This window comes from Symbiopectobacterium sp. Eva_TO, assembly GCF_053848865.1.
On sequence record NZ_JBSPEY010000004.1, the window covers coordinates 3,382,450 to 3,403,436 of the forward strand.

The window sequence follows — 20,987 nt, forward strand, 5'->3', positions numbered from 1 at the left end:
AACAGCAGTGCCACAAAATTGTCCTCATTCATGGCCACTCCCAATACACCAGACACCCCTCAATCTGGCGGGCGTACACCTGACGGCGCTCCCCCTGGCAGCAAAGGGTGATTTCCGTCGCGTTATCCCTCTCCTCCGGGCGTACCGGCGGGGTGATTTTTATAAAGGGGCGCTGGCAGTAACGCCGGGTATGCAGGATGTCGCTGCCCGCCTGACGTAGCCGGCTGCGCACGGCGTTCATGGCATCAAACATGTTCATCATGGTGACCTGTCCTTTTCAGTATTTTCATTAATAGCCGAGCCTCACACAGTAGCCTGCTCAGTAAAACCGGCCCCGACTCGGACGGCACGGCCCGCCCGGACAGCAATGCGCGTAAGGTGCCCCAGGCGGCGTACCACGCCTGACGCCGGCTTGGGCCAGAGAGATAACAGCCCAGTTGCAGCGCTTCCCAGCTATCTACATCAAATCCCTGCCACCGGTAATACTGTTGCTGGGCCGGGGGCAAGGTCGCCGCCGCCATCTCATACCGGTCCAGCCAGAGGTACGGCGTTGCCCCCCGTGACAGGGTAATATTGGGCCGGATAGTGCCATCAACGTTATAGCGTGCGTAGCGGGCCATAAGCCGCAGGGCGCGGACTTCATGGCGTACAGGGTTATTCATCACTGGCTCTCCTGAGTAACTGATTCATGTCATGACAGACCTGCATCATCACCTCCTGTGCATCCGGCAGCACATAGAGCGCGTCTCCCCGGTTGCCAAACGACACTAACAGGCTGTGTGACGATTCCAGCGAGACGGACACCACCCGCCGGGTATTGAGCAGCACCTGGCGTCCGGCGCTATCGGTAAAGAGCACACCGCCCATACTCACCCCCTGGCCGGCAGCAGGTCGGTATCGGTATACACCTCCCTGAACGCCGCCTTGATGTATTTTTCCCCCAGCTGGGCCTGTGCATCACCGCTGGCCATCAGCCATGCCTGGCGCAGGGTGTGCGACAACACCCGCAAGGCACCGGCTTTCTGGGCAATGGCCTGTACCAGCGTCAGCTCACTTTCGCCGGTAATGCCCCAGGCGGCAGCAATCGCGGCCACATCCGCTTTTTTGGCCTTTAACAACCGTTTGGAGCGGGCGATACGGCTGTACAGCCGGGCCAGATCATCCGCACCCTGGGTTGAACGGGCCGATTTCGACAGGCCGCGCGGGTTACCAATCAGCACCATCCCGACCCCGGTCGCATCCTGAATAGCGCGCAGCTGCTCCAGCCCGTCAATGCCCAGGTGATCCGCCTCATCGACAATCACCAGCCCGTGAGTGCCGGTCAGCCGCCGCCGAATTGCACGCGCCAGCGTCCCCTTGTTTCTCGGCAGGTCGCTCAGGCCCAGCGCTTCCGCCAGCTCCAGCAGACACTCGGTGATGCTGGCGTGAGCCGGGGAAAGGGTCACCATCCAGGTATTGGCATGCTGGCAGTACTGGCGGGCGGCAAAGGTTTTGCCCACCCCCGGCACCCCGACAATCACATTCATGCACTGCGCTAACCGGACAAACTGGAACACTGCCCATATCTCCCTGACCGTGGCCGTCTCCACAAACTGCGGCGGCGCGGGCAAGGTCTTTTTTTGCTGATAATCCGTCAGCCAGCGGGTTAACAGTTCACCGACCCGCTGGTTATTTCCGGTGTAACTCCCTTTGATAAAGTTGGATATCACCGCCCCTGACTGCCCGGTCTCGCGCGCCATCTGCGCCTGGGTTACCTGACCTGAGTCAATCAGTTGATGCAGCGTCTTGATAAGATCATCGTTTTGGGTCATCATCCTGCCTCCTTGATAGAAAGTGCTTGTGTGTTTCAATGAGCCATCGGTTAGCCGACCAGATGGCTTTTTTACAACAGCGGATCCGCATCCTGCTGGGCTTCAAGTAGCGCCAGCCCACGCTGTAAGGCCCCTTCGGTATCCCAGTCATCCGCCTGAACTTCACACTCCACCGCCTGTTTCACGGCCGCATTACCCACTGTGCGGTAAACATTGCCAGGCAACCAGTCGCCTTCCGTCACTGCGGGCAGGGTGACGGTGTTTTCTGCCTCGGCCAACGCCACTTTCTCTTCGCCGCGTTTGCGCATCCCCTTGATACGCTGCTGGCGGTTGTGGTATTCCGCCGTCACCGGGAAGGCCTGGCGCTTGTTGCCATCCCAGACGGCTTCACAGAGGTAGGAGCCATCCATGCGGCGCACGATCACCTTGCTGGCATCGTGAATGTCGTAGTTCACCAGCACCTTGTGTCCGTGCTCATCCGCCAGTTTGGCGGCGTAGTAAATGTTGTTGAGGAAACGGATTTCACAACGGGCGACGGTGCGTTCGGTCTGCGGCATGAACAGGTCGCGTAGCTCAAACTGCGTCAGCCATTCCAGCTCGGTGGCTTCGTTTTCCAGCTTCCAGCGGCGAAACTCGGCCGGACTGTAATGCTGACCATCGGGACGTTTGGGCAACTCACTGTGCGGGCGGGCGTTGTACCACTCCACCCCGGCCTTGATTTCATCAATCAGCATCTCCCAGGAGGGCAGCTTGCGCAGCGTGGTCTGCTGGGCGATAGTCAGCTCACCGCCCTTTGATTGGGCGTTCAACGCCGATTTAAGCGCCTTGCCGGTCTTGCGCACGGTTTCCCGGTCAGCGCCGGTGCCGTAGTAGGTGGCAAAATGGCGGGCAATGCGCATCGGCAAGGTGCGATTAAGCCGTTCAATAATGCCGCGCCCTTGCGGATTGCCGGGAATACCGGTCGGATGTTCAATATTCAGGCGGGTTAAAATACCGGTAATATCCGCATCGAGTGTGTTGTTGGTTTCACCGCTGCCATTATCCGAATAATAGAGAAACGGCTTGCCGTGGGTGGCAATGCCATACCGCAGGGCATCGGTGACGGCGATCACGTTCTCGGAGAGCGACAGGCTCCAGCCGGTGATATAGCGGCAGCTGCCATCGATAATAAAGGTCACTTCCGGCGAAAAGGGCTGGCCGTGGTCGGGATGGGCGACTTTCATCTTCATGCCGTGACCGTCGCCAATCCAGACGTAGTTCACTGGCAGGCTGGTCCAGTCGCGGCGAATAAACCCTTCCAGCTGGCGATATTCACTGCCGGTCTTGCGCCCGCGCTGTTTCACGGTTTCAGGGAGTTTCTCCATGGCATACAGCACGGCGTCATAGGAAGGCTGCGCGGCCAACATCAGCGGCTCGTCCGCATAGCGCTGTTGCCATTCGGCGCAAAAATCCGCATACGCTTCTTTCATGCTGCACCCGTTCGGCTTGCGATAGTGGGCCAGATAGTCATGTAACCAGGCGATGTGCTCCGGTTTGACCACCTCGCGCTTACCCGGAGCCAGCACTATCAGGCGCTCGGAGGGCGTGGCGGCTTTTTTGTAGTCGGCCAGCCAGCGCTTGAGGGTGATTTCGCTGAGTTGACGGTTTTTGCCTTTCTTGGCATTGGCCACCTGTGCCGCTTGAGCGATACCCTCGGGCAACTGGCCGGTTTTCGCCTGCTGGACAATAAAGCGGATCGCCTGCGCACAGCTATAACGGGGCTGTTGCCCTATGGTGAGGATATGCTGCACCAGTAACATCCGCGCATCGGCAATCTGGCGCTGCTTATCCGTCAAGTCGGCTAATCTGTCCCCAATCAATGCCGGGCAACGGCGGTAAACGTCCAGCTTGCCGGCTTTTTCGAGGTCTGGGGTGGCCTTTGATACCTCTGTTTTACTGGCAGCCGCATCCGCAGGGGCAGCAGTCATCATCTGCTGGAGATGACGCTCGCGGAGTACGCGCCGGGCTTCCGCTGGCAGGCAATCAATGTGGTACTCGTAAGCCTTTGTTCCAGAACGCTTCCGAAACCATTCTGGTTTAGCATCAACAATTTTATTTAATTTATTACGAATGTTGTGCTCCATTTTCGGTAAGTCCGGTAAACCGATACATTCCTTCGCTGTGAGCCATATAAACATTGCCCATATCCTATTGATTAATATTATTTACTTTTTAAGTAGCGGCTTGGCCAAATGACGGAAGGTTCAACACCGATAAAATTAGCAATAATTTGTTCATATTTCGGGCAGTGCCTGTAAAAAGCATTCCTGAGAGATCCTTCAACTAATCCTGATGACAATGACAAAGAAGGTAACGTTGTTCCCTTTTTCTCAATGGCAGCATTGATGGCCTTGATAGACCAATCCTGCCCCTGATCCACAAACAGAAAAGTCAAATCTTGTTTATGTTGCTCCACTGTGTGATCCTTTCTGGTTAACTACGACGATAACTTTTTTTGATAAGGAATATGAGTAACAGCATTCGTTTTTAAAACCGAAATCAACTTTTATTTGCGGTTTATTCGCAAAAATATGCAAACTCCATTTTTTTATTATTTCTTAGGGGGTTACGTGGAAAACACCGAAAAAACTGAACTTAGCAAAAAGCGGTTCTTTTCTTGCGAGGGAATAAACCGTTTTCCTGAACGACTTAGATATGCAATGAATGGCATGTCAAACATTGAGCTAGCTAGGCGTTGTTCCTTGTCAGAGTCAGCCATAAGGAATTATCTAACAGGAAAAAGTTATCCATCTCTTGATAGATTGGCTTCTATCGCTGAGGCGTGTGATAGCCCTTTGCAATGGCTAGCAGTCGGCACAGAGGCTACACATAAAAACGAAAACAACTCGCTTTTATGTGCGAATCCGAGTGAGTCACAACCGGTAGACTTTTTTGAGAGATTGGATTTACATGATTTAGTTGCAATATTAAAAACATTAGAAATTGAAGAAAGAGATGCGTTGACTAGAATGCTTGGCCGCAAAGGTGTCGATGTTTTAACTCTCTTACTAGAGGAAGGAAGCTTAGATCTGCTTTCTCTTGAAGGAGAAAAAAGGGAAGCAGCCCTAAGTTTGCAGGAACTACCGCCTGATCGCGTCAGAGAGATTTTGCGTAGAATCAAGCAATGTAGTACCCTTGAGGAGGAAGTAAATTATAAGCATCAGGCCAGTGCCTGAGGTACTGGTCAAATTTTAATGCCCTGTATACTTCATATGTGCTGAAACTCTTTTAAAAGCGGTGTTAAGGCCGTTGTGGTAAGTATCAAATGTTTTGCCTATAGGCCCTTTTTTGTTGCTTTTTTGTTCATCGGTATCAAATACGTAAATCAGCCCTAAGCCTAAGAAATCCCACGAATTCCCGCCAGATCCCGCCAATTCCCGTAAGTATCAAATAAATCACTTCTTTATAACCAGGAAGGAAGCCTCACCGCCGTTGCGGCCGGAGAAGAAGTGGTTCCAGCTTCGGCGCTGGCGACTGCCCTCAAGCAGGTCCGGGAGCTACAGCGCCTTCTGGGTAAGAAGACGATGGAAGTTGAGATCCTCAAAGAAGCAGTGGAGTACCGCCAGTCGCGAAAATGGATAGCGCACGCGCCCTTGTTGCCAAAGGACGGGGAATAGCTCTGGTCAGCCGCGCCATGAGCGTGTCGCGTGCGCAGCTGTCACTGCGGGTTAACCGTTCTGCCGACTGGCTGGACAGGCGCAGCAACCGGCGTAATGACGAAGCTGATGCTGAGATATTATCGGACATCCTCCGTATCATCAGCGACATGCCCAGTTACGGTTACCGCCGAGTGTGGGGTATCCTGCGTAAGCAACGTCGTGCAGAGGGACTTCCACCGGTGAACGCCAAACGGCTTTACAGGATAATGAGCGAGCATAACCTGCTGTTGTTGCATGATAAAACTGAACGTCCGAAGCGGGAGCATAAAGGCAAAATCGCGGTAGCAGAGAGCGATATGCGCTGGTGCTCAGATGGCTTCGAGTTCGGTTGTGACAACGGCGAGAAGCTGCGGGTGACGTTCGCACTGGACTGCTGCGACCGTGAGGCCATAGACTGGGCAGCGAGCACCAGGGGTTATGACAGTTCAACCGTGCAGGATGTGATGCTGAGGTCGGTGGAAAAACGCTTCGGTAGCGCGCTGCCGGATAAACCAGTGCAATGGCTGACGGATAATGGTTCAGCGTACACAGCGCATGAAACGCGGAAGTTCGCCAGAGAACTGAATCTGGAGCCCTGCACAACAGCAGTGAGCAGTCCACAGAGTAACGGCATGGCAGAACGGTTCGTGAAGACGATGAAGGAAGATTACATCGCCTTCATGCCAAAACCCGATGTGCGAACAGCGCTGAAGAACCTTGCAGCGGCGTTCAATCATTACAATGAAAACCATCCGCACAGTGCGCTGGGATACAACTCCCCAAGAGAATATCGGCGCCAGCGGGCATCGTTAACTTAAGATACAAAAGCTGTCCGGAGATGGTGGGTCAAGATCAGGCCATGAGCCGGGAACTCAATGGCGTAATCAACAACCGCACGTTCAGTGGCTTCATCAGCACGGTTTTTCAGGTTGGGAACCCGGCGGTTTTGGTTAACCAGAGCGTCAATGCCGCCTTCTGCCGCCAGTTCCTGATAGCGATAAAACGTGTCGCGTGACACACCCATGATTTTACAGGCTTTTGATACGTTACCGAGTTCTTCGGCGAGATTGAGCAGGCCGGCTTTGTGTTTGATGATGGGATTGTTAGTATGAAGCATGAAAGTTACCTCGTGTTTTGTATAAGGATTCGACACCCATATGTAGTGGTCAACTAATATTGGCCACCGCATTAGACTGTATGTAGAACAGTCGCTCAGATTCGTTTGGAGTTAAGCCGCCGTTATACCAGTGAGGCCGGATAGCGCTGTAATACCCCGTGATGTAGCGGATAATCGCGTCCTGGGCTTCGCTGAAGCTGTTGTAACCCTTTGTCGGCACCCATTCTGTCTTCAGGCTGCGGAAGAACCGCTCCATTGGCGCATTATCCCAGCAGTTACCCCGCCGACTCATACTCTGCTTTATCCGGCAGCGCCACAGGGCTTGCCGGTATTGACGGCTGGTATAGTGGCTGCCCTGGTCGCTGTGGAACATGACTCCTGTTGGTTGTCCCCGGAGTTCCCAGGCCATCTGCAACGCTTTAACTGTCAGCGCCGAGTCCGGCGACGTCGACATGGCCCAGCCCACCGGTTTGCGGGCGAACAGGTCTAGCACCACCGCAAGGTAAGCCCAGCATTTGCCCGTCCAGATGTAGGTCACATCGCCGCACCAGACCTGATCCGGCGCGGTAACCGCGAACTGGCGGTTGAGATAGTTCGGTATTTCAACGTGTTCATTGCCGCCGCGTTTGTATTTGTGAGCCGGTCGCTGGCAGCTGGCGATACCCAGCTCCTTCATCAGCTTGCCAGCCAGCCAGCGCCCCATTTTGACACCAGAGCTGCCGGTGACGATGGTCGCGATACTTCGAGCGCCGGCAGAGCCGCCGCTGGCGTTCCAGGCTTCCATGACGCGACTACACTTAACCACGCGCTCACCGTCGGGTTCATTAGCGGAAGCCTGCCAGTGCCTGTAGCTGCTGCGATGTACCTCAAAAGTTTGGCACAACGCCGTGACCGGGTATCGCGCCCTCAGCCTGTCGACTACCGTGAACCGTTGAGTGAGTCCGACATTAAGAGCGCCGTAGCCTTTTTTAGGATTTCGTTCTCCATTTCAAGGCATTGGACTTTTTTCTTCATCTCACGCAGCTCGAGCTGTTCAGGGGTAAGAGGAAGTCCCGTTGGCGTTTTTCCCTGTCGTTCAAGGCGAAGCTTATTGACCCAGCGACTAATGGCAGAATGGCTGACATTAACCGCCTCTGCGGCCTTAACGTATGTGTAGCCGTGGTCGACAACCAGCTTTGCGGCTTCGAGCTTAAATTCCGCCGTAAAATGTTTACCCATGAGGTCACCTGTCGTGTTGATGAGGTGAGCATATCACCTCCGATCAGGTGGCCAGTATCAGTGTGCCACTACAATATCAAAACCGGTAACTCTCAACCTTTCAAGGTCCAGTGTCAGATCAAGTCGCGACTAATACACTTTACCTTCTGATAACCATGTGCGGCACTCGTCACGCTTCTCTCTTGCTCGCTTGAGGCTCATTTCCGGGTAACGCCCTAATGTCACGCGCTGTATCGTGCCACTGTTACGATAAGTGAAAGTCCAGCTAATACCGCCTACCGTCGATACCCTGACGCTCAAGCCTGCGCCATCGGCAAAAAATTCATATTTCTCCCGAGGGACCCCTAAATAGCTGTTCCTAATACCGCTACACTTTTGCCTGTCCATGTTTTCCACTGGGAAACGGGCTGACGGTTTCCATGAAGCGGCGAACCTTGTTCAGTCACTGCCACATTGAACAGCATTGATGATTGCGGGTAATGGTTTCATGCAACGCCTGCCATAACCGCTCTACATGATTTACCCATGGTGAGTACACCGGCTGATAAATAACCCTGAATTTCGGGTTTTCTTCCAGCCAGCGCTGCGTCTCCCGGCTTTTGTGAATAATGTAGTTATCAACTATCAGCGTGAGCGTTTTTGCCCGTCTGTACGTTGCTCTCAGATGCTCTAACATACTGATAAAAAACGAACTTTTACTGCTTCCTCCAACATCGCTGACTTTTCCCGTCCCGCTGTGTAATGCACCCGCCAGATAATATTTCTCGTTCTGGCCCGGCGTCACGATGCGTTTCTGCTTCCCGCGAACCTGCCAATCCGCGCCAATTTTGGGATTCAGATGAATATCCACTTCGTCTTCGTAAAAGACGGGATGTTCCGCGCTGCATTGTTCCAGCGCCATCGCGATGGCCTCCATTTTTTCTTCCTTATGCGGGTCGCGGATACGCAGCGTAGGAGCTGCGCGTCGCCACACCAGACCGGCAGAAGGCCGCCAACGGCGCACCGTGGAAGCATGCAACTGGCAACCGGTTATCTCATTGATTTTTATCGCTAGCAGTTCCGTGCTCCAGCGCGAACGCTGATAGCCAAAATCATGAGGGGAACGCTTTACGAGCTGGATTAACAGTGCGCAGATCTGTTCAAACGGCCAGCGACGGCCACGACCGGGCCGCAGAGATTTGAGGCCTTCAATGCCGTACAGGGTGAGCCAGTTAATCCATCTGCCGATTGACGAACGGGCGCAGCAAAGCATTCTGGCGACATCGCTCACGCGCTCGCCCCGGTGCAACATCAGGATGGCGGTCAGCCTGCGGGCGTGATTCTTGTCACGCGTTTTATGGAGAGTTTTCTTCATCACGCGTCGTTCGTTACGGGGTATCGGTGCTATGCTCGACATCGCTCAGTCCGGTTGATGATTTGGGATCTTTATCGATTGATCAGATCGCTCAACTCGGACTGAGTTCCCTTCAGGTGATCTACTATTCGGAACAGTTATTTAACAAAGCTGCGTATGTGATGAATATCGATCTCCACTATTTGCCGCCTTACAGCCCGAATCTAAATCCGATAAAAAGGCTGTGGAAAGTGATAAATGAACAGGCGAGAAACAACCGGTTCTTCCACGGTATATTACCGAGACTGGCAGGGGCCTTTTCACATAGGAAATGTAATGAACGCATCCCACCTCTTTAAGCGCGGAGCAGAATGATGGTTGAAAGAGTGAAGTCGGCAGGTGTGGAGCCTCGCAGATTTCCGGCATCATGGTGCCCAATACGGGATGCATAAAGCTCCCTCAGACTGGAGACTCCACAGCATGAAATATACACCGGTTGGCGTTGATATCGCAAAGCATCTGATTCAGGTTCACTTCGTCAATGAGCACACAGGTGAAGTGGTGGACAAGCAGCTGCGCAGCAAGGATTTTCTGACGTTCTTCAGTAACCGGGAGCCTTGCCTGATTGGCATGGAGGCCTGTGGAGGCTCTCAGCACTGGGCCCGGGAACTGGAAAAGCTGGGGCATAAAGTCCGGCTGATGCAGGGACGGTTCGTCAAGGCGTTCGTCATGGGCAACAAGAATGATGTCATGGATGCCCGCGCTATCTGGATGGCGGTACAGCAGCCAGGCAAGGCGATAGCCGTAAAAACGGAAGAACAGCAATCGGTACTGGTTCTGCACCGTTCACGCAGACAACAGGTGAAGTTCAGAACTGCACAGATTAACGCGCTGCACGGAACATTACTGGAGTTTGGCGAAACCATCCATAAAGGTCGGGCAGCGATGGACAGGGAGCTACCGGCTGCACTGGAGCGGCTGAAAACGAAGCTGCCGCCGTATCTCATCACCGTGCTGGAAGACCAGTACAACAGACTGAATGAGCTGGACATGCTGATAGATGGCCTTGAAAAACAGCTTAACAGCGTGGCCCGGCAGAACGAAACCTGTAAACGGCTGATGGAAATTCCCGGCGTGGGGCCGTTAATCGCCACAGCGGCAGTTGCCACCATGGGGGAAGCCTCAGCGTTTAAATCCGGCAGACAGTTCGCTGCTTATGTCGGTCTGGTGCCGAAGCAGACGGGTTCCGGGGGGAAAGTTCGGCTGCTGGGGATAAGCAAACGTGGTGACACCTATCTGCGAACGCTGTTTATCCATGGGGCAAGAGCCGCTTCGTTAGTTGCTAAAGAGCCTGGGCCATGGATAACGGAACTTAAAAAACGGCGTCCGACCGGTGTGGCTATCGTGGCGATGGCAAATAAGCTGGCGCGAACTGTGTGGGCGCTAGCCGCCCATGAGCGTAAGTACGATAAAAATCATGTCAGTATCAGGCCCTATTAATCGCTGATACCGATAACTATTTACTCTTAAAAAGGGTGAATGCAAAAAGGTTGCTCTGGTGGCCAGCGTGATGACAAAGACAGGTAAGACCGGGACTCGCTAAACCTGAATGATTTTTTGAGCTTAAAGCTCGCTAAGGAAATGAGGCGTGAGTCAGCGGATTACATAGGGGCTCGCAGCTTTATGGCTGCAAAAAAGCCGGATATAAAGCTGCAACCTACCCGTCAATGTCAAAATAATGGATGCCTTGCAAACGGGATGCGTTCATATAATTAATCATAACTTCCAGACGCTAAAAAATGCAACTTTAAGTTAATTGAGTATATACCGTAATTATTACAGCTAGATCCGGGATGATACATTATCTAATAAATAGCCATATAACTCAGCTCGGCCTCTTTGGTTAAACAACATTTGTTCAGTATTATTTAGTTCTAAAAATGATTTTACAAATTTAGTCAGAGATCCATAAGGTGTTTTGTTTAAGTTATTTGCTATGGAATTCATTGCATTAGACACAAACAAACCACATGCGTTAGGTGCATTTTCTTGGAGTGATTCTTTCACTACTGAAACTTCATTTGTGCCAAGAAATTCGGCAAGTGTTTTTATGAAATTCATTTCTTTGTTATTTAGATAATTTGTACTATCAAACAATATTGCTGATTTATCTCCCGACTCAGTCGTAGACAACCCAAACAAAACCCAATGACCTCTAAACAATAGGGGAATAAAATCTCCTGGTGAAGGTATTTGTTTTCCTTTATTGTCAATGTTTAGTAATGTAGACAATAATTTTTGTGGTATATGTTCATTATCAATAGCAGTAGCGGCTATTTCTACCGCATCATGGAATTTAAAACCACCTTCTTTACTATTTAGTGATTTAGAAATGGAGTTTAACTCCGCTGATGTGATTAATCGGTTTGTGTGGAAAAATGATGAGCTGACGGGTTCTCCATCATCAACACAGACACAAAAGTTTACATTCTTATTTATTTCTTCTAAAATTTCTTCTCTCTGTTGTGATCTTTCTTGTGTTTCAAAACCCGCCATGATTAAGATTTTATCAGGTATAGACCATGCCTCTTCTGGTATTGTATTTTTATTTCTTCCTTGCACAATCTCCCATAACTTTAAACTATCTTTTCCTAACTGTTCCTTTATATGGGGATGCCCCTCTTCTTTTCCTGTATACAAATCGAAAAGAAAAGATTCAGCCTCTAATCCAGCAGGGCTATTCTCACATGCTAGTGTAAACAAACAATCAATACTAAAATCATCGTTATTTCGAGCGGCACTTTTTAAAGCATCAAGTGAAGGAAAGTTATATGCATATTCTATTTTGTTATTCTCTTTTGCATGAACAGAATATGTACTTAATGATAGTGGGTAAGAAACAGAAAGTGCAGTCATTTGCAGTCCTTATTATTTTAATAAATATAAAGTCAATTCTTCAGATTGTTTAACTCCGCATCGTTTAACCCTGTGGAAAGCTTAATGACTTCTCTGTCAACACCATTAGCAAGAAGCTGACGGGCGATCTGAATTCGGGTTTCATGTTGGCCTTCCTGTCGGCCTTTCAGCTTCAGCTGCTCTGCAATAGTCATAAAATCCTCCCGGTAAGTCGGTGCTTTTTCCGCAAGGGTGCGTATAAATCACCTCGTTATACACATCTCTGTTCGTGCCTGAGCGCGCGTAGCGTTTCGGCGGCCGTCATGACTTTCTGCAAGCCTTTCCAGATAGTTTTTGCGCCTGGTTCACCGTCGCCTTTTCGAGCAAGAAAGCCTCCGAGTTGCGCAACTAAGCGCAATACTTCGTTTAGCTTAGGGCGGCCCTTGGGCATACGCTTGTTCATCAGTAGGTAAGCTCCATGAGTCTCGTCGGAATCAAAGAACAACATTGCGTCTAGCTCTGGACAGGTTCGTCCCATACGCATTAAATAGGCGATGCGCCATGCCACGATCATGAACAGCGCCAATGCCCGCTCAATGCGATCCACGGTCGATAACTGTAACGCTTCGACACAGCAGCCGTTCTTCAGCACATTGAAGAACATCTCGATTTCCCATCTAGCCCGATACCAGTCGATCAGCTCCACGATATCTTCTCGTCCTTCAGGTACGCGATTGCTCAGCAACCGCCACTCGACCGGCTTCACGCCTGCTGGCGGCTCAATTTCCTTGGCTATCACACAAGTCACTGCCAACCCGCAACGCAGCGACACTCGCTTCACGCGCAGCGCCTGTTTCACCGTACGCGCCTTCTGCCCCGCGCGAGCCGCCATAACGAATTGGATTTCTCCCACCGGCACGGTCTTTCCAACCTTCTGCCAAAGCTTCTCATTACAGTCCAGACTGCGATTATGAGTCGAGCGGATCAACCAGTCAGCCGGAGTGCCAAGGTCATCAGCGAGCTGCATCAACGCCTTGATATCCGCTTCGCGATCGGCTAAGTACACCAGACGTGTGTTTGGCAACTCCGAGGCGAGTTCAGCAACTCGCTCGTATCCCTCGAGCCAGCGCGTACTCTCCTTGATCCCATCGCGTTTTCCGTCTGCATCCTTCGGCTCTCTTGCCCACATCCACGCATCCAGTACGCCCAACCCCACGCGATCCGGACTGACCGCGTAGGTCGGATGCAGATACAGACCACGCCTGGCTTCGTAGTTCAAGGGACCCAAGCCTTGGATTTGCTGCCCGTTGAAGTCAAGCTCGGTAGTGTCTTGGATACACAGCACAACCTCGTGTTCTCGGATCCTTTCCTGCGTACGCTGCCAGTGAGGTTGCAGAATGTCTCGCCATTCGAATGCTTGGTTCTCCATGAAGCGGTAAGCACCCAGCGTATCAGACCATCCGAGGCACGCATGCGGAATGCTGGCTTGCGGATTCTCAGCCAGCCGTATCAAAAGCCCTTTGGCACGCTTATTGAGCCTCATGTCACCAAGATTTACCCCTTCCAGTTCTTGGTGTGCCCAGCCATCTGAATCCCGTGTCATTTTTCAGCGCCGTAAATGGCGATAGTACACGTCGGTTTCACTTCATTTACAACCCCACTGGCTGCCTATTTCAGCCCGCTAACCCTTGGCATATAAGGCGTTGCGGACTTGTGTATAACGAGGTGGCGTATAAATCCCTCGCCGTCAATGGTATTTCCTGCCTGAGCTATATAATATAATAAACTCTTGCATTGTTCTTTGGAATATTGCCATTTTTCTATTAGATTAGCTAACTCTACAACAAGTTCCAACATATCTCGCATTCGGATGTGCTTTTGTACCAGTTGCAGGAGAGCTACTCGGCGGTGCGTCAGAATCTCCTCATCCGGTATGGTGGTAATATCAACCAGCGGAAAGGCTTGTCTATAGACTGATTCTGCCAGTTCAGGGTCAGCAAAGCAATCGAGCCATTGGGTGCTGTACGGATAGGGCGACATGGTGCCATGGTAGAACAGTAGCGGGATCACTACCGGCAAAGTGTCGTTGCCTTGTTCAAGGTGCCGCTGCATGGCGGCCACACTGTACCGTAAAAGCCTGAATGCCATTAGCTTTTCAGGGCGGCTCTGGTGCTCGACTACTGTGTATATATAACCTTTCCCCGAATTCGTCTGCACGGAGTATAGTATATCTGAACACTGGGTACGCAAGTCATCTTCGATAAAGCTGCCTGACTCCATCGCAAGAGTACTAAAATCACAGTGTTCTCGCAGATGAGGGGATAAATGGGCTTCTAGAAAGTCTCTGGCTATAGCAATATCGCCTAGGAACTTTTTGAACACGGCATCATGTTGGGATAGTGGGGATTTAGACATATTTACACTTATTTTAACATACAGTGCGCTACATTACCGTTTCTGAGCATCTGGAGGCAAGAAGTATTGAAATTATGAGTATAGTGCATAAAAATTTTTCGACAAATATGTTAAATAGGGGTGGGACGGATTTGGGACACACAAAGATTTGAATCGGTTTTCAAGCCTTTGCATGTTTTCGCATCTTGGGACGTGTGAGCGCGGTAGAATGCGGTAATTGACTGTATTATAAGGGGGTTCTAGGAACTTCTAAGCCGTAGGTCGTAGGTTCGAGTCCTACAGGGCGCGCCAATAAAATCAATAGGTTATGTAAATACCCCTCTCAAAAATTAAAATAACAGGTGCTTTAACGGGTGCTGTTAACTTTTTGATCTTCGACCCATTCTTCATAATCTCTTTCAGGCCAGCCTAGGAAAGTACCGCTTCTACTTTTCTGTGGAGCAGGAAAATCTTTCTTTTTCGCCCACATCCGCCACAAGGTAGGATGGCTTTTGCTGGTCAACTGGCACATTTCTTTAAGTCCGATATAACGGGTTGCCATTTTTATAAACCTCTCTTTAATATTAAGCTGCTTCACTATTCGTCATAACGGTGAGCAATCAGGAAGTTGTGAATCGTAGGAATGGGGTTTGTAGTGATGTAATGAAGGAGAGTTAGTCTGTCGTGACCAATGTATTTAACTTGATATACTTACCGCCCTAATCTCTTTTGGGCGGTAGTTCTAAATAGCTGTTCCTAATACCGCTACACTTTTGCCTGTCCATGTTTTCCACTGGGAAACGGGCTGACGGTTTCCATGAAGCGGCGAACCTTGTTCAGTAACTGCCACATTGAACAGCATTGATGATTGCGGGTAATGGTTTCATGCAACGCCTGCCATAACCGCTCTACATGATTTACCCATGGTGAGTACACCGGCTGATAAATAACCCTGAATTTCGGGTTTTCTTCCAGCCAGCGCTGCGTCTCCCGGCTTTTGTGAATAATGTAGTTATCAACTATCAGCGTGAGCGTTTTTGCCCGTCTGTACGTTGCTCTCAGATGCTCTAACATACTGATAAAAAACACGAACTTTTACTGTTTCCTCCAACATCGCTGACTTTTCCCGTCCCGCTGTGTAATGCACCCGCCAGATAATATTTCTCGTTCTGGCCCGGCGTCACGATGCGTTTCTGCTTCCCGCGAACCTGCCAGTCCGCGCCAATTTTGGGATTCAGATGAATATCCACTTCGTCTTCGTAAAAGACGGGATGTTCCGCGCTGCATTGTTCCAGCGCCATCGCGATGGCCTTCATTTTTTCTTCCTTATGCGGGTCGCGGATACGCAGCGTAGGAGCTGCGCGTCGCCACACCAGACCGGCAGAAGGCCGCCAACGGCGCACCGTGGAAGCATGCAACTGGCAACCGGTTATCTCATTGATTTTTATCGCTAGCAGTTCCGTGCTCCAGCGCGAACGCTGATAGCCAAAATCATGAGGGGAACGCTTTACGAGCTGGATTAACAGTGCGCAGATCTGTTCAAACGGCCAGCGACGGCCACGACCGGGCCGCAGAGATTTGAGGCCTTCAATGCCGTACAGGGTGAGCCAGTTAATCCATCTGCCGATTGACGAACGGGCGCAGCAAAGCATTCTGGCGACATCGCTCACGCGCTCGCCCCGGTGCAACATCAGGATGGCGGTCAGCCTGCGGGCGTGATTCTTGTCACGCGTTTTATGGAGAGTTTTCTTCATCAGGCGTCGTTCGTTACGGGGTATCGGTGCTATGCTCGACATCGCTCAGTCCGGTTGATGATTTGGGATCTTTATCGATTGTTCAGATCGCTCAACTCGGACTGAGTGTAGTGGCACACTGATACTGGCCACCTGATCGGAGGTGATATGCTCACCTCATCAACACGACAGGTGACCTCATGGGTAAACATTTTACGGCGGAATTTAAGCTCGAAGCCGCAAAGCTGGTTGTCGACCACGGCTACACATACGTTAAGGCCGCAGAGGCGGTTAATGTCAGCCATTCTGCCATTAGTCGCTGGGTCAATAAGCTTCGCCTTGAACGACAGGGAAAAACGCCAACGGGACTTCCTCTTACCCCTGAACAGCTCGAGCTGCGTGAGATGAAGAAAAAAGTCCAATGCCTTGAAATGGAGAACGAAATCCTAAAAAAGGCTACGGCGCTCTTAATGTCGGACTCACTCAACGGTTCACGGTAGTCGACAGGCTGAGGGCGCGATACCCGGTCACGGCGTTGTGCCAAACTTTTGAGGTACATCGCAGCAGCTACAGGCACTGGCAGGCTTCCGCTAATGAACCCGACGGTGAGCGCGTGGTTAAGTGTAGTCGCGTCATGGAAGCCTGGAACGCCAGCGGCGGCTCTGCCGGCGCTCGAAGTATCGCGACCATCGTCACCGGCAGCTCTGGTGTCAAAATGGGGCGCTGGCTGGCTGGCAAGCTGATGAAGGAGCTGGGTATCGCCAGCTGCCAGCGACCGGCTCACAAATACAAACGCGGCGGCAATGAACACGTTGAAATACCGAACTATCTCAACCGCCAGTTCGCGGTTACCGCGCCGGATCAGGTCTGGTGCGGCGATGTGACCTACATCTGGACGGGCAAATGCTGGGCTTACCTTGCGGTGGTGCTAGACCTGTTCGCCCGCAAACCGGTGGGCTGGGCCATGTCGACCTCGCCGGACTCGGCGCTGACAGTTAAAGCGTTGCAGATGGCCTGGGAACTCCGGGGACAACCAACAGGAGTCATGTTCCACAGCGACCAGGGCAGCCACTATACCAGCCGTCAATACCGGCAAGCCCTGTGGCGCTGCCGGATAAAGCAGAGTATGAGTCGGCGGGGTAACTGCTGGGATAATGCGCCAATGGAGCGGTTCTTCCGCAGCCTGAAGACAGAATGGGTGCCGACAAAGGGTTACAACAGCTTCAGCGAAGCCCAGGACGCGATTATCCGCTACATCACGGGGTATTACAGCGCTATCCGGCCTCACTGGTATAACGGCGGCTTAACTCCAAACGAATCTGAGCGACTGTTCTACATACAGTCTAATGCGGTGGCCAATATTAGTTGACCACTACATATGGATATTTACGGTTTTTTGAAAAGCATCTACAGCCATAGAAACAATATGTTGCTTTCTTCCGCGTCACTCTACATCGCAGGTGGTTTGCAGAGCTATTCGCGTCTGATTGATGACGTCAATAAAGCGTTAGACAAGAAGTAATCTGACAGCACGATGTTTGCCATGAAACCTGTCTATTTGTCGGCTGTATTTATCCTGTTGGCGGGGATGATCGTTGCCAGCCTGTTCGTTGGTGCCGGTCAGGTGACTCTGGATGCCGTGTGGCGCGACCCGATTATGCGCGATATCTTTTTGATCAGCCGTGTTCCGCGCACGCTGGCGCTGCTGCTGGCGGGCAGTGCCATGAGCGTGGCCGGTTTGATCATGCAGTTGTTGACGCAGAATCGCTTTGTCGAGCCATCGCTGGCGGGGACCACACAGTCCGCCAGCCTGGGGTTGCTGGTGGTGATGGTGTTAATGCCCTCCGCCTCGCTGCTGGTGAAAATGACTGTTGCCAGTCTGTTTGCCATGGCCGGCACCGTGTTGTTTATGCTGCTGTTGCGGCGCATCGTGCTGAAATCGGCGCTGGTGGTGCCGTTGGTAGGTATTATGCTGGGCGCGGTCATCGGCGCGATAACCACCTTCGCTGCGATGCATTTTGACTTGTTGCAGTCGCTAAGCGGCTGGGAGTCAGGTGATTTCTCCGGTGTGCTGCGCGGACGTTACGAACTGCTGTGGCTGGTGGGCATTCTTACGCTGATTGCCTGCTAGACGGCAGACCGCTTCACTGTTGCGGACATGGGGCGCGAGTTTTCCGTCAACGTCGGTCTCAACTATCGACAAGTGATGCTGCTCGGGCTGGCAATTATTGCCATCATCAGCGGGGTGGTGATGGTGGTGGTCGGTACGCTGCCTTTCCTCGGTCTGATCGTGCCTAACCTGATCAGTATGCTGCTTGGTGACAATGTGCGTAAAACCATTCCTTCGGTGTGCCTCCTTGGCGGGGGATTGGTGTTGCGGTGCGACGTGATTGGGCGGGTGATTCGTTATCCGTTTTAGATCCCGGTGAGTGTGATTCTGGGCGTCATTGGCGCGGTGGTGTTCCTTATCCTGTTGTTGAGTCAAAAACGCCATTTCAGTTAACGAGATAAAACTATCCCGCAGCGATAGCGGATTGATGGCCGTTATCGCTACGCCCGCGAAACGCTTGTGGTTACTCGGCGCGTTGGCGTTGACGACGATCGTTATTTTTATGACCATCAAACTCGGCAGCAATTTGCAGTACATTCTGGTGCATCGTGGTCTGACGTTAGCCACCATGCTGCTGGTGGCATTTGACGCCAGCACCTCCACGCTGCTGTTTCAAACGGTGACCAACAATCGCATCCTCACGCCGTCCATTATGGGTTTCGAAAACCTGTTTGTGCTGATTCAAACGCTGATCATCTTTGTTTTTGGGGCCAAAGGCATTCCCTGGGTGGGCGTCAGCGGCAAATTTCTGTGTGAAGCGCTACTGCTGGTGATGTTCTCTGCTGTGCTTTATCGCTGGCTGTTTCTGGGGCGGCGCGACAACCTGCATCTGGTGCTGCTGGTCGGCATTATCTGCGGCACGCTGTTTCGTAGCGCTTCTAGCCTGATGCAGCGTCTACTGACGCCCACGGAGTTTGTCGTATTGCAATGGCGTATGTTTGCCACCTTTACCCGCGCAGTGCCGGAGCTGATCGCGTTGACCGCGCTGATCGTAGTGATGGTTGCCATCGTTATCTGGCGGCGGCGTTTCGAGCTGGATGTGCTGGCGTTGGGGCGTAACAGCGCGGTGAATCTGGGTATCAACTTCAACCGCAGCGTCATCCTGATTCTGCTGCTGGTGTCGGTACTGGTGGCGGTTTCTACTGCGCTGGTCGGCCCGCTCACTTTTCTGGGCTTTATGGTGGCCAATCTGGCTTATCTGGTGGCTGGCTCCAGCCAGCATCGCATTTTATTGCCCACGGCATTTCTGCTTGGGGTGATATCCCTGGTCGGCGGGCAACTGATCCTGGAGCACCTGCTGAACATGGCGGGAGCTTTGTCCGTCGTGATTGAATTTATCGGTGGGACACTGTTTATCTTGTTGTTATTGAAAAAGGTTGCCGTGTGATTGAGATCGAGCATCTAACCAAGGCCTATTACGATCAAGTGGTGCTGAATGACATTACCGCCACCATATCTCGGGGTGGCGTAACGTCAATCATTGGGCCTAACGGGGCAGGGAAATCCACCCTATTATCGGTCATAAGCCGCTTACTGGCGGCGGATAGCGGTCGCGTTACCGTCAATGGAATGGATATTGCCACTACGCCCGGTGAGCAGATGGCGACCTGTCTCTCGGTGTTGCGCCAGGAAAACCGTTTCACCAGCCGCCTCACCGTTGAAGAGTTGGTTGGTTTTGGTCGCTATCCCTATACCAAAGGGCGATTGAATGCTGACGATCGCACTCGCATTGCCGATGCATTGGCTTTCCTCAATCTCACCGAGTTTAAAGATCGTTTCCTGGACGAACTGTCCGGCGGTCAGCGCCAGCGCGCTTATGTGGCGATGGTATTGTGCCAGGATACCGAATACGTGCTGCTGGATGAGCCGTTGAACAATCTCGATATGAAACACGCGGTAGCGATGATGAAACAGATTCGTCGCGCAGCGGATGAGCTGGGAAAAACCATCGTATTGGTCATTCATGATATCAATTTTGCGTCGGCCTACTCGGATTACATTATTGCTATGCGCAAAGGGCAAATTGTTTACAACGGCAAGCCGGAAGAAGTGATGGTTTCCTCGGTGCTGGAATCTATTTTTGATACCCAGGTGGAGATTGAACAGGTACGCAATCAACGTATTGCCGTCTATTATCGTTGATATTGTCACCGATTTACCCCTTTGAAGGGGCGGAAGTCGGCGTAACTGAAAAACCGACTTGTCGAGCATAGTCACTCCCCTGTATCGTGAGCGGAGTGACGGTCAACACACCGTTGATCTCAAAGTTAACTGATCCACGTGAGGGGATAACAATGGATAAGGCGACCAAGCCCTGTTTCCAGGATGTGCTCGAGTTTGTGCGAATTTTCCGTCGCAAGAACAAATTGCAACGTGAAATTGTCGATAACGAGAAGAAAATCCGTGATAACCAGAAGCGGGTGCTGCTTCTGGATAACCTGAGCGAATACCTGAAACCGGGCATGAGTATTGAAGATGTGCAGGGCATTATTGCCACCATGCGCGGTGACTATGAAGATCGCGTGGATGAATACATCATCAAGAATGCCGATCTGTCGAAAGAGCGTCGCGATCTCTCGAAGAAACTGAAAGAGATGGGCGAAATGAAGTGCGCCGTGCCGGGCAAAGAGGCGTAAGCGTACATCCTTTTTCATCAGGTGTAGTGGCACACTGATACTGGCCACCTGATCGGAGGTGAT

17 protein-coding genes and 8 pseudogenes are annotated in these 20,987 nt (G+C 51.7%); 10 read left to right on the forward strand and 15 right to left on the reverse strand.

All coding sequences use genetic code 11. The features are described from left to right. Positions 1-28: 28 nt before the first annotated feature. The 5 genes from ACWWJF_RS19980 to ACWWJF_RS20000 form a co-directional block, all read right to left on the reverse strand. A complete protein-coding gene (locus tag ACWWJF_RS19980; RefSeq protein WP_455870417.1) occupies positions 29-262 on the reverse strand; it encodes a hypothetical protein in 234 nt (77 codons plus the stop codon). Positions 263-654: 392 nt separating this feature from the next. Further along, complete coding sequence (locus tag ACWWJF_RS19985; protein WP_010618224.1) at positions 655-867, reverse strand: hypothetical protein; 213 nt, start codon at positions 865-867, stop codon at positions 655-657. A gap of 2 nt (positions 868-869) precedes the next feature. Beyond that, the gene (locus ACWWJF_RS19990; protein ID WP_455870418.1) at positions 870-1,811 is read right to left on the reverse strand and encodes an AAA family ATPase; all 942 of its coding nucleotides are present in this window, start codon (positions 1,809-1,811) and stop codon (positions 870-872) included. Between the two features lie 71 nt (positions 1,812-1,882). Beyond that, a complete protein-coding gene (locus ACWWJF_RS19995) occupies positions 1,883-3,982 on the reverse strand; it encodes a Mu transposase C-terminal domain-containing protein (RefSeq protein ID WP_455871183.1) in 2,100 nt (699 codons plus the stop codon). A 29-nt stretch (positions 3,983-4,011) separates the two neighbouring features. Next, a complete protein-coding gene (locus tag ACWWJF_RS20000) occupies positions 4,012-4,266 on the reverse strand; it encodes a helix-turn-helix domain-containing protein (RefSeq protein ID WP_455870419.1) in 255 nt (84 codons plus the stop codon). Between the two features lie 115 nt (positions 4,267-4,381). Between ACWWJF_RS20000 and ACWWJF_RS20005 the strand changes: the two genes are divergently transcribed. After that, positions 4,382-5,026, forward strand: a complete 645-nt coding sequence (locus tag ACWWJF_RS20005) for a helix-turn-helix domain-containing protein (RefSeq protein WP_455870420.1) — start codon at positions 4,382-4,384, stop codon at positions 5,024-5,026. Between the two features lie 234 nt (positions 5,027-5,260). Continuing rightward, positions 5,261-6,306: pseudogene (locus tag ACWWJF_RS20010) on the forward strand (IS3 family transposase); the annotation flags it as partial. Positions 6,307-6,344: 38 nt separating this feature from the next. Here the strand turns inward: ACWWJF_RS20010 and ACWWJF_RS20015 are convergent. From ACWWJF_RS20015 to ACWWJF_RS20030, 4 genes and pseudogenes are all read right to left on the reverse strand, one after another. Then, positions 6,345-6,605, reverse strand: a pseudogene (locus tag ACWWJF_RS20015) (helix-turn-helix domain-containing protein); the annotation flags it as partial. Between the two features lie 49 nt (positions 6,606-6,654). Beyond that, positions 6,655-7,823, reverse strand: a protein-coding gene (locus tag ACWWJF_RS20020; RefSeq protein ID WP_455868400.1) for an IS3 family transposase whose coding sequence is annotated in 2 segments (ribosomal slippage) — positions 6,655-7,568 and positions 7,568-7,823 — 1,170 coding nt in all. Because the reading frame shifts where the segments join, the coding sequence is not laid out codon by codon here. A 138-nt stretch (positions 7,824-7,961) separates the two neighbouring features. Continuing rightward, positions 7,962-8,210, reverse strand: a pseudogene (locus tag ACWWJF_RS20025) (Arm DNA-binding domain-containing protein); the annotation flags it as partial. After that, positions 8,191-9,219: pseudogene (locus ACWWJF_RS20030) on the reverse strand (IS630 family transposase). The pseudogenes ACWWJF_RS20030 and ACWWJF_RS20025, both read right to left, overlap by 20 nt. A gap of 107 nt (positions 9,220-9,326) precedes the next feature. Here ACWWJF_RS20030 and ACWWJF_RS20035 point away from each other — a divergent pair. Together ACWWJF_RS20035 and ACWWJF_RS20040 are read left to right on the forward strand one after the other, a co-directional pair. Further along, positions 9,327-9,515: pseudogene (locus tag ACWWJF_RS20035) on the forward strand (transposase); the annotation flags it as partial. A 121-nt stretch (positions 9,516-9,636) separates the two neighbouring features. After that, a complete protein-coding gene (locus ACWWJF_RS20040; RefSeq protein ID WP_455869016.1) occupies positions 9,637-10,656 on the forward strand; it encodes an IS110 family RNA-guided transposase in 1,020 nt (339 codons plus the stop codon). Positions 10,657-10,998: 342 nt separating this feature from the next. On the opposite strand, the gene ACWWJF_RS20045 is transcribed toward ACWWJF_RS20040, so the two are convergent. The 6 genes and pseudogenes from ACWWJF_RS20045 to ACWWJF_RS20070 form a co-directional block, all read right to left on the reverse strand. After that, positions 10,999-12,072, reverse strand: a complete 1,074-nt coding sequence (locus ACWWJF_RS20045; protein ID WP_455870421.1) for a hypothetical protein — start codon at positions 12,070-12,072, stop codon at positions 10,999-11,001. Positions 12,073-12,104: 32 nt separating this feature from the next. Then, complete coding sequence (locus ACWWJF_RS20050) at positions 12,105-12,266, reverse strand: hypothetical protein (protein WP_455870422.1); 162 nt, start codon at positions 12,264-12,266, stop codon at positions 12,105-12,107. Between the two features lie 56 nt (positions 12,267-12,322). Then, positions 12,323-13,654, reverse strand: coding sequence for an IS4 family transposase (locus ACWWJF_RS20055; protein ID WP_455870423.1), 1,332 nt, complete (start codon positions 13,652-13,654; stop codon positions 12,323-12,325). A gap of 119 nt (positions 13,655-13,773) precedes the next feature. Next, a pseudogene (locus tag ACWWJF_RS20060) lies at positions 13,774-14,466 on the reverse strand (Rpn family recombination-promoting nuclease/putative transposase); the annotation flags it as partial. A 346-nt stretch (positions 14,467-14,812) separates the two neighbouring features. Next, positions 14,813-15,043 (reverse strand): helix-turn-helix transcriptional regulator, encoded by a 231-nt coding sequence (locus ACWWJF_RS20065; RefSeq protein WP_455870424.1) that lies wholly within the window; start codon positions 15,041-15,043, stop codon positions 14,813-14,815. A 167-nt stretch (positions 15,044-15,210) separates the two neighbouring features. Beyond that, positions 15,211-16,241: pseudogene (locus ACWWJF_RS20070) on the reverse strand (IS630 family transposase). Between the two features lie 137 nt (positions 16,242-16,378). Here ACWWJF_RS20070 and ACWWJF_RS20075 point away from each other — a divergent pair. From ACWWJF_RS20075 to tmaR, 6 genes and pseudogenes are all read left to right on the forward strand, one after another. Beyond that, positions 16,379-17,547 (forward strand): IS3 family transposase gene (locus tag ACWWJF_RS20075; protein ID WP_455868400.1). Its coding sequence is split into 2 segments (ribosomal slippage): positions 16,379-16,634 and positions 16,634-17,547, totalling 1,170 coding nucleotides; the frame shifts between segments, so codons are not numbered across the junction. A 9-nt stretch (positions 17,548-17,556) separates the two neighbouring features. Then, positions 17,557-17,700: a hypothetical protein gene (locus ACWWJF_RS20080; RefSeq protein WP_455870425.1), complete on the forward strand. Its 144-nt coding sequence runs from the start codon at positions 17,557-17,559 to the stop codon at positions 17,698-17,700. A gap of 21 nt (positions 17,701-17,721) precedes the next feature. Next, positions 17,722-18,681: pseudogene (locus ACWWJF_RS20085) on the forward strand (ABC transporter permease). Positions 18,682-18,715: 34 nt separating this feature from the next. Beyond that, entirely contained in the window at positions 18,716-19,675 is a 960-nt protein-coding gene (locus ACWWJF_RS20090) for an iron chelate uptake ABC transporter family permease subunit (protein ID WP_455870426.1), read from the forward strand. Then, a complete protein-coding gene (locus tag ACWWJF_RS20095; RefSeq protein ID WP_455870427.1) occupies positions 19,672-20,430 on the forward strand; it encodes an iron ABC transporter ATP-binding protein in 759 nt (252 codons plus the stop codon). The genes ACWWJF_RS20090 and ACWWJF_RS20095 overlap by 4 nt, the downstream gene beginning before the upstream one ends. A gap of 152 nt (positions 20,431-20,582) precedes the next feature. After that, a complete protein-coding gene (gene tmaR / locus ACWWJF_RS20100) occupies positions 20,583-20,924 on the forward strand; it encodes a PTS system regulator TmaR (protein ID WP_252318555.1) in 342 nt (113 codons plus the stop codon). Positions 20,925-20,987: the final 63 nt, after the last annotated feature.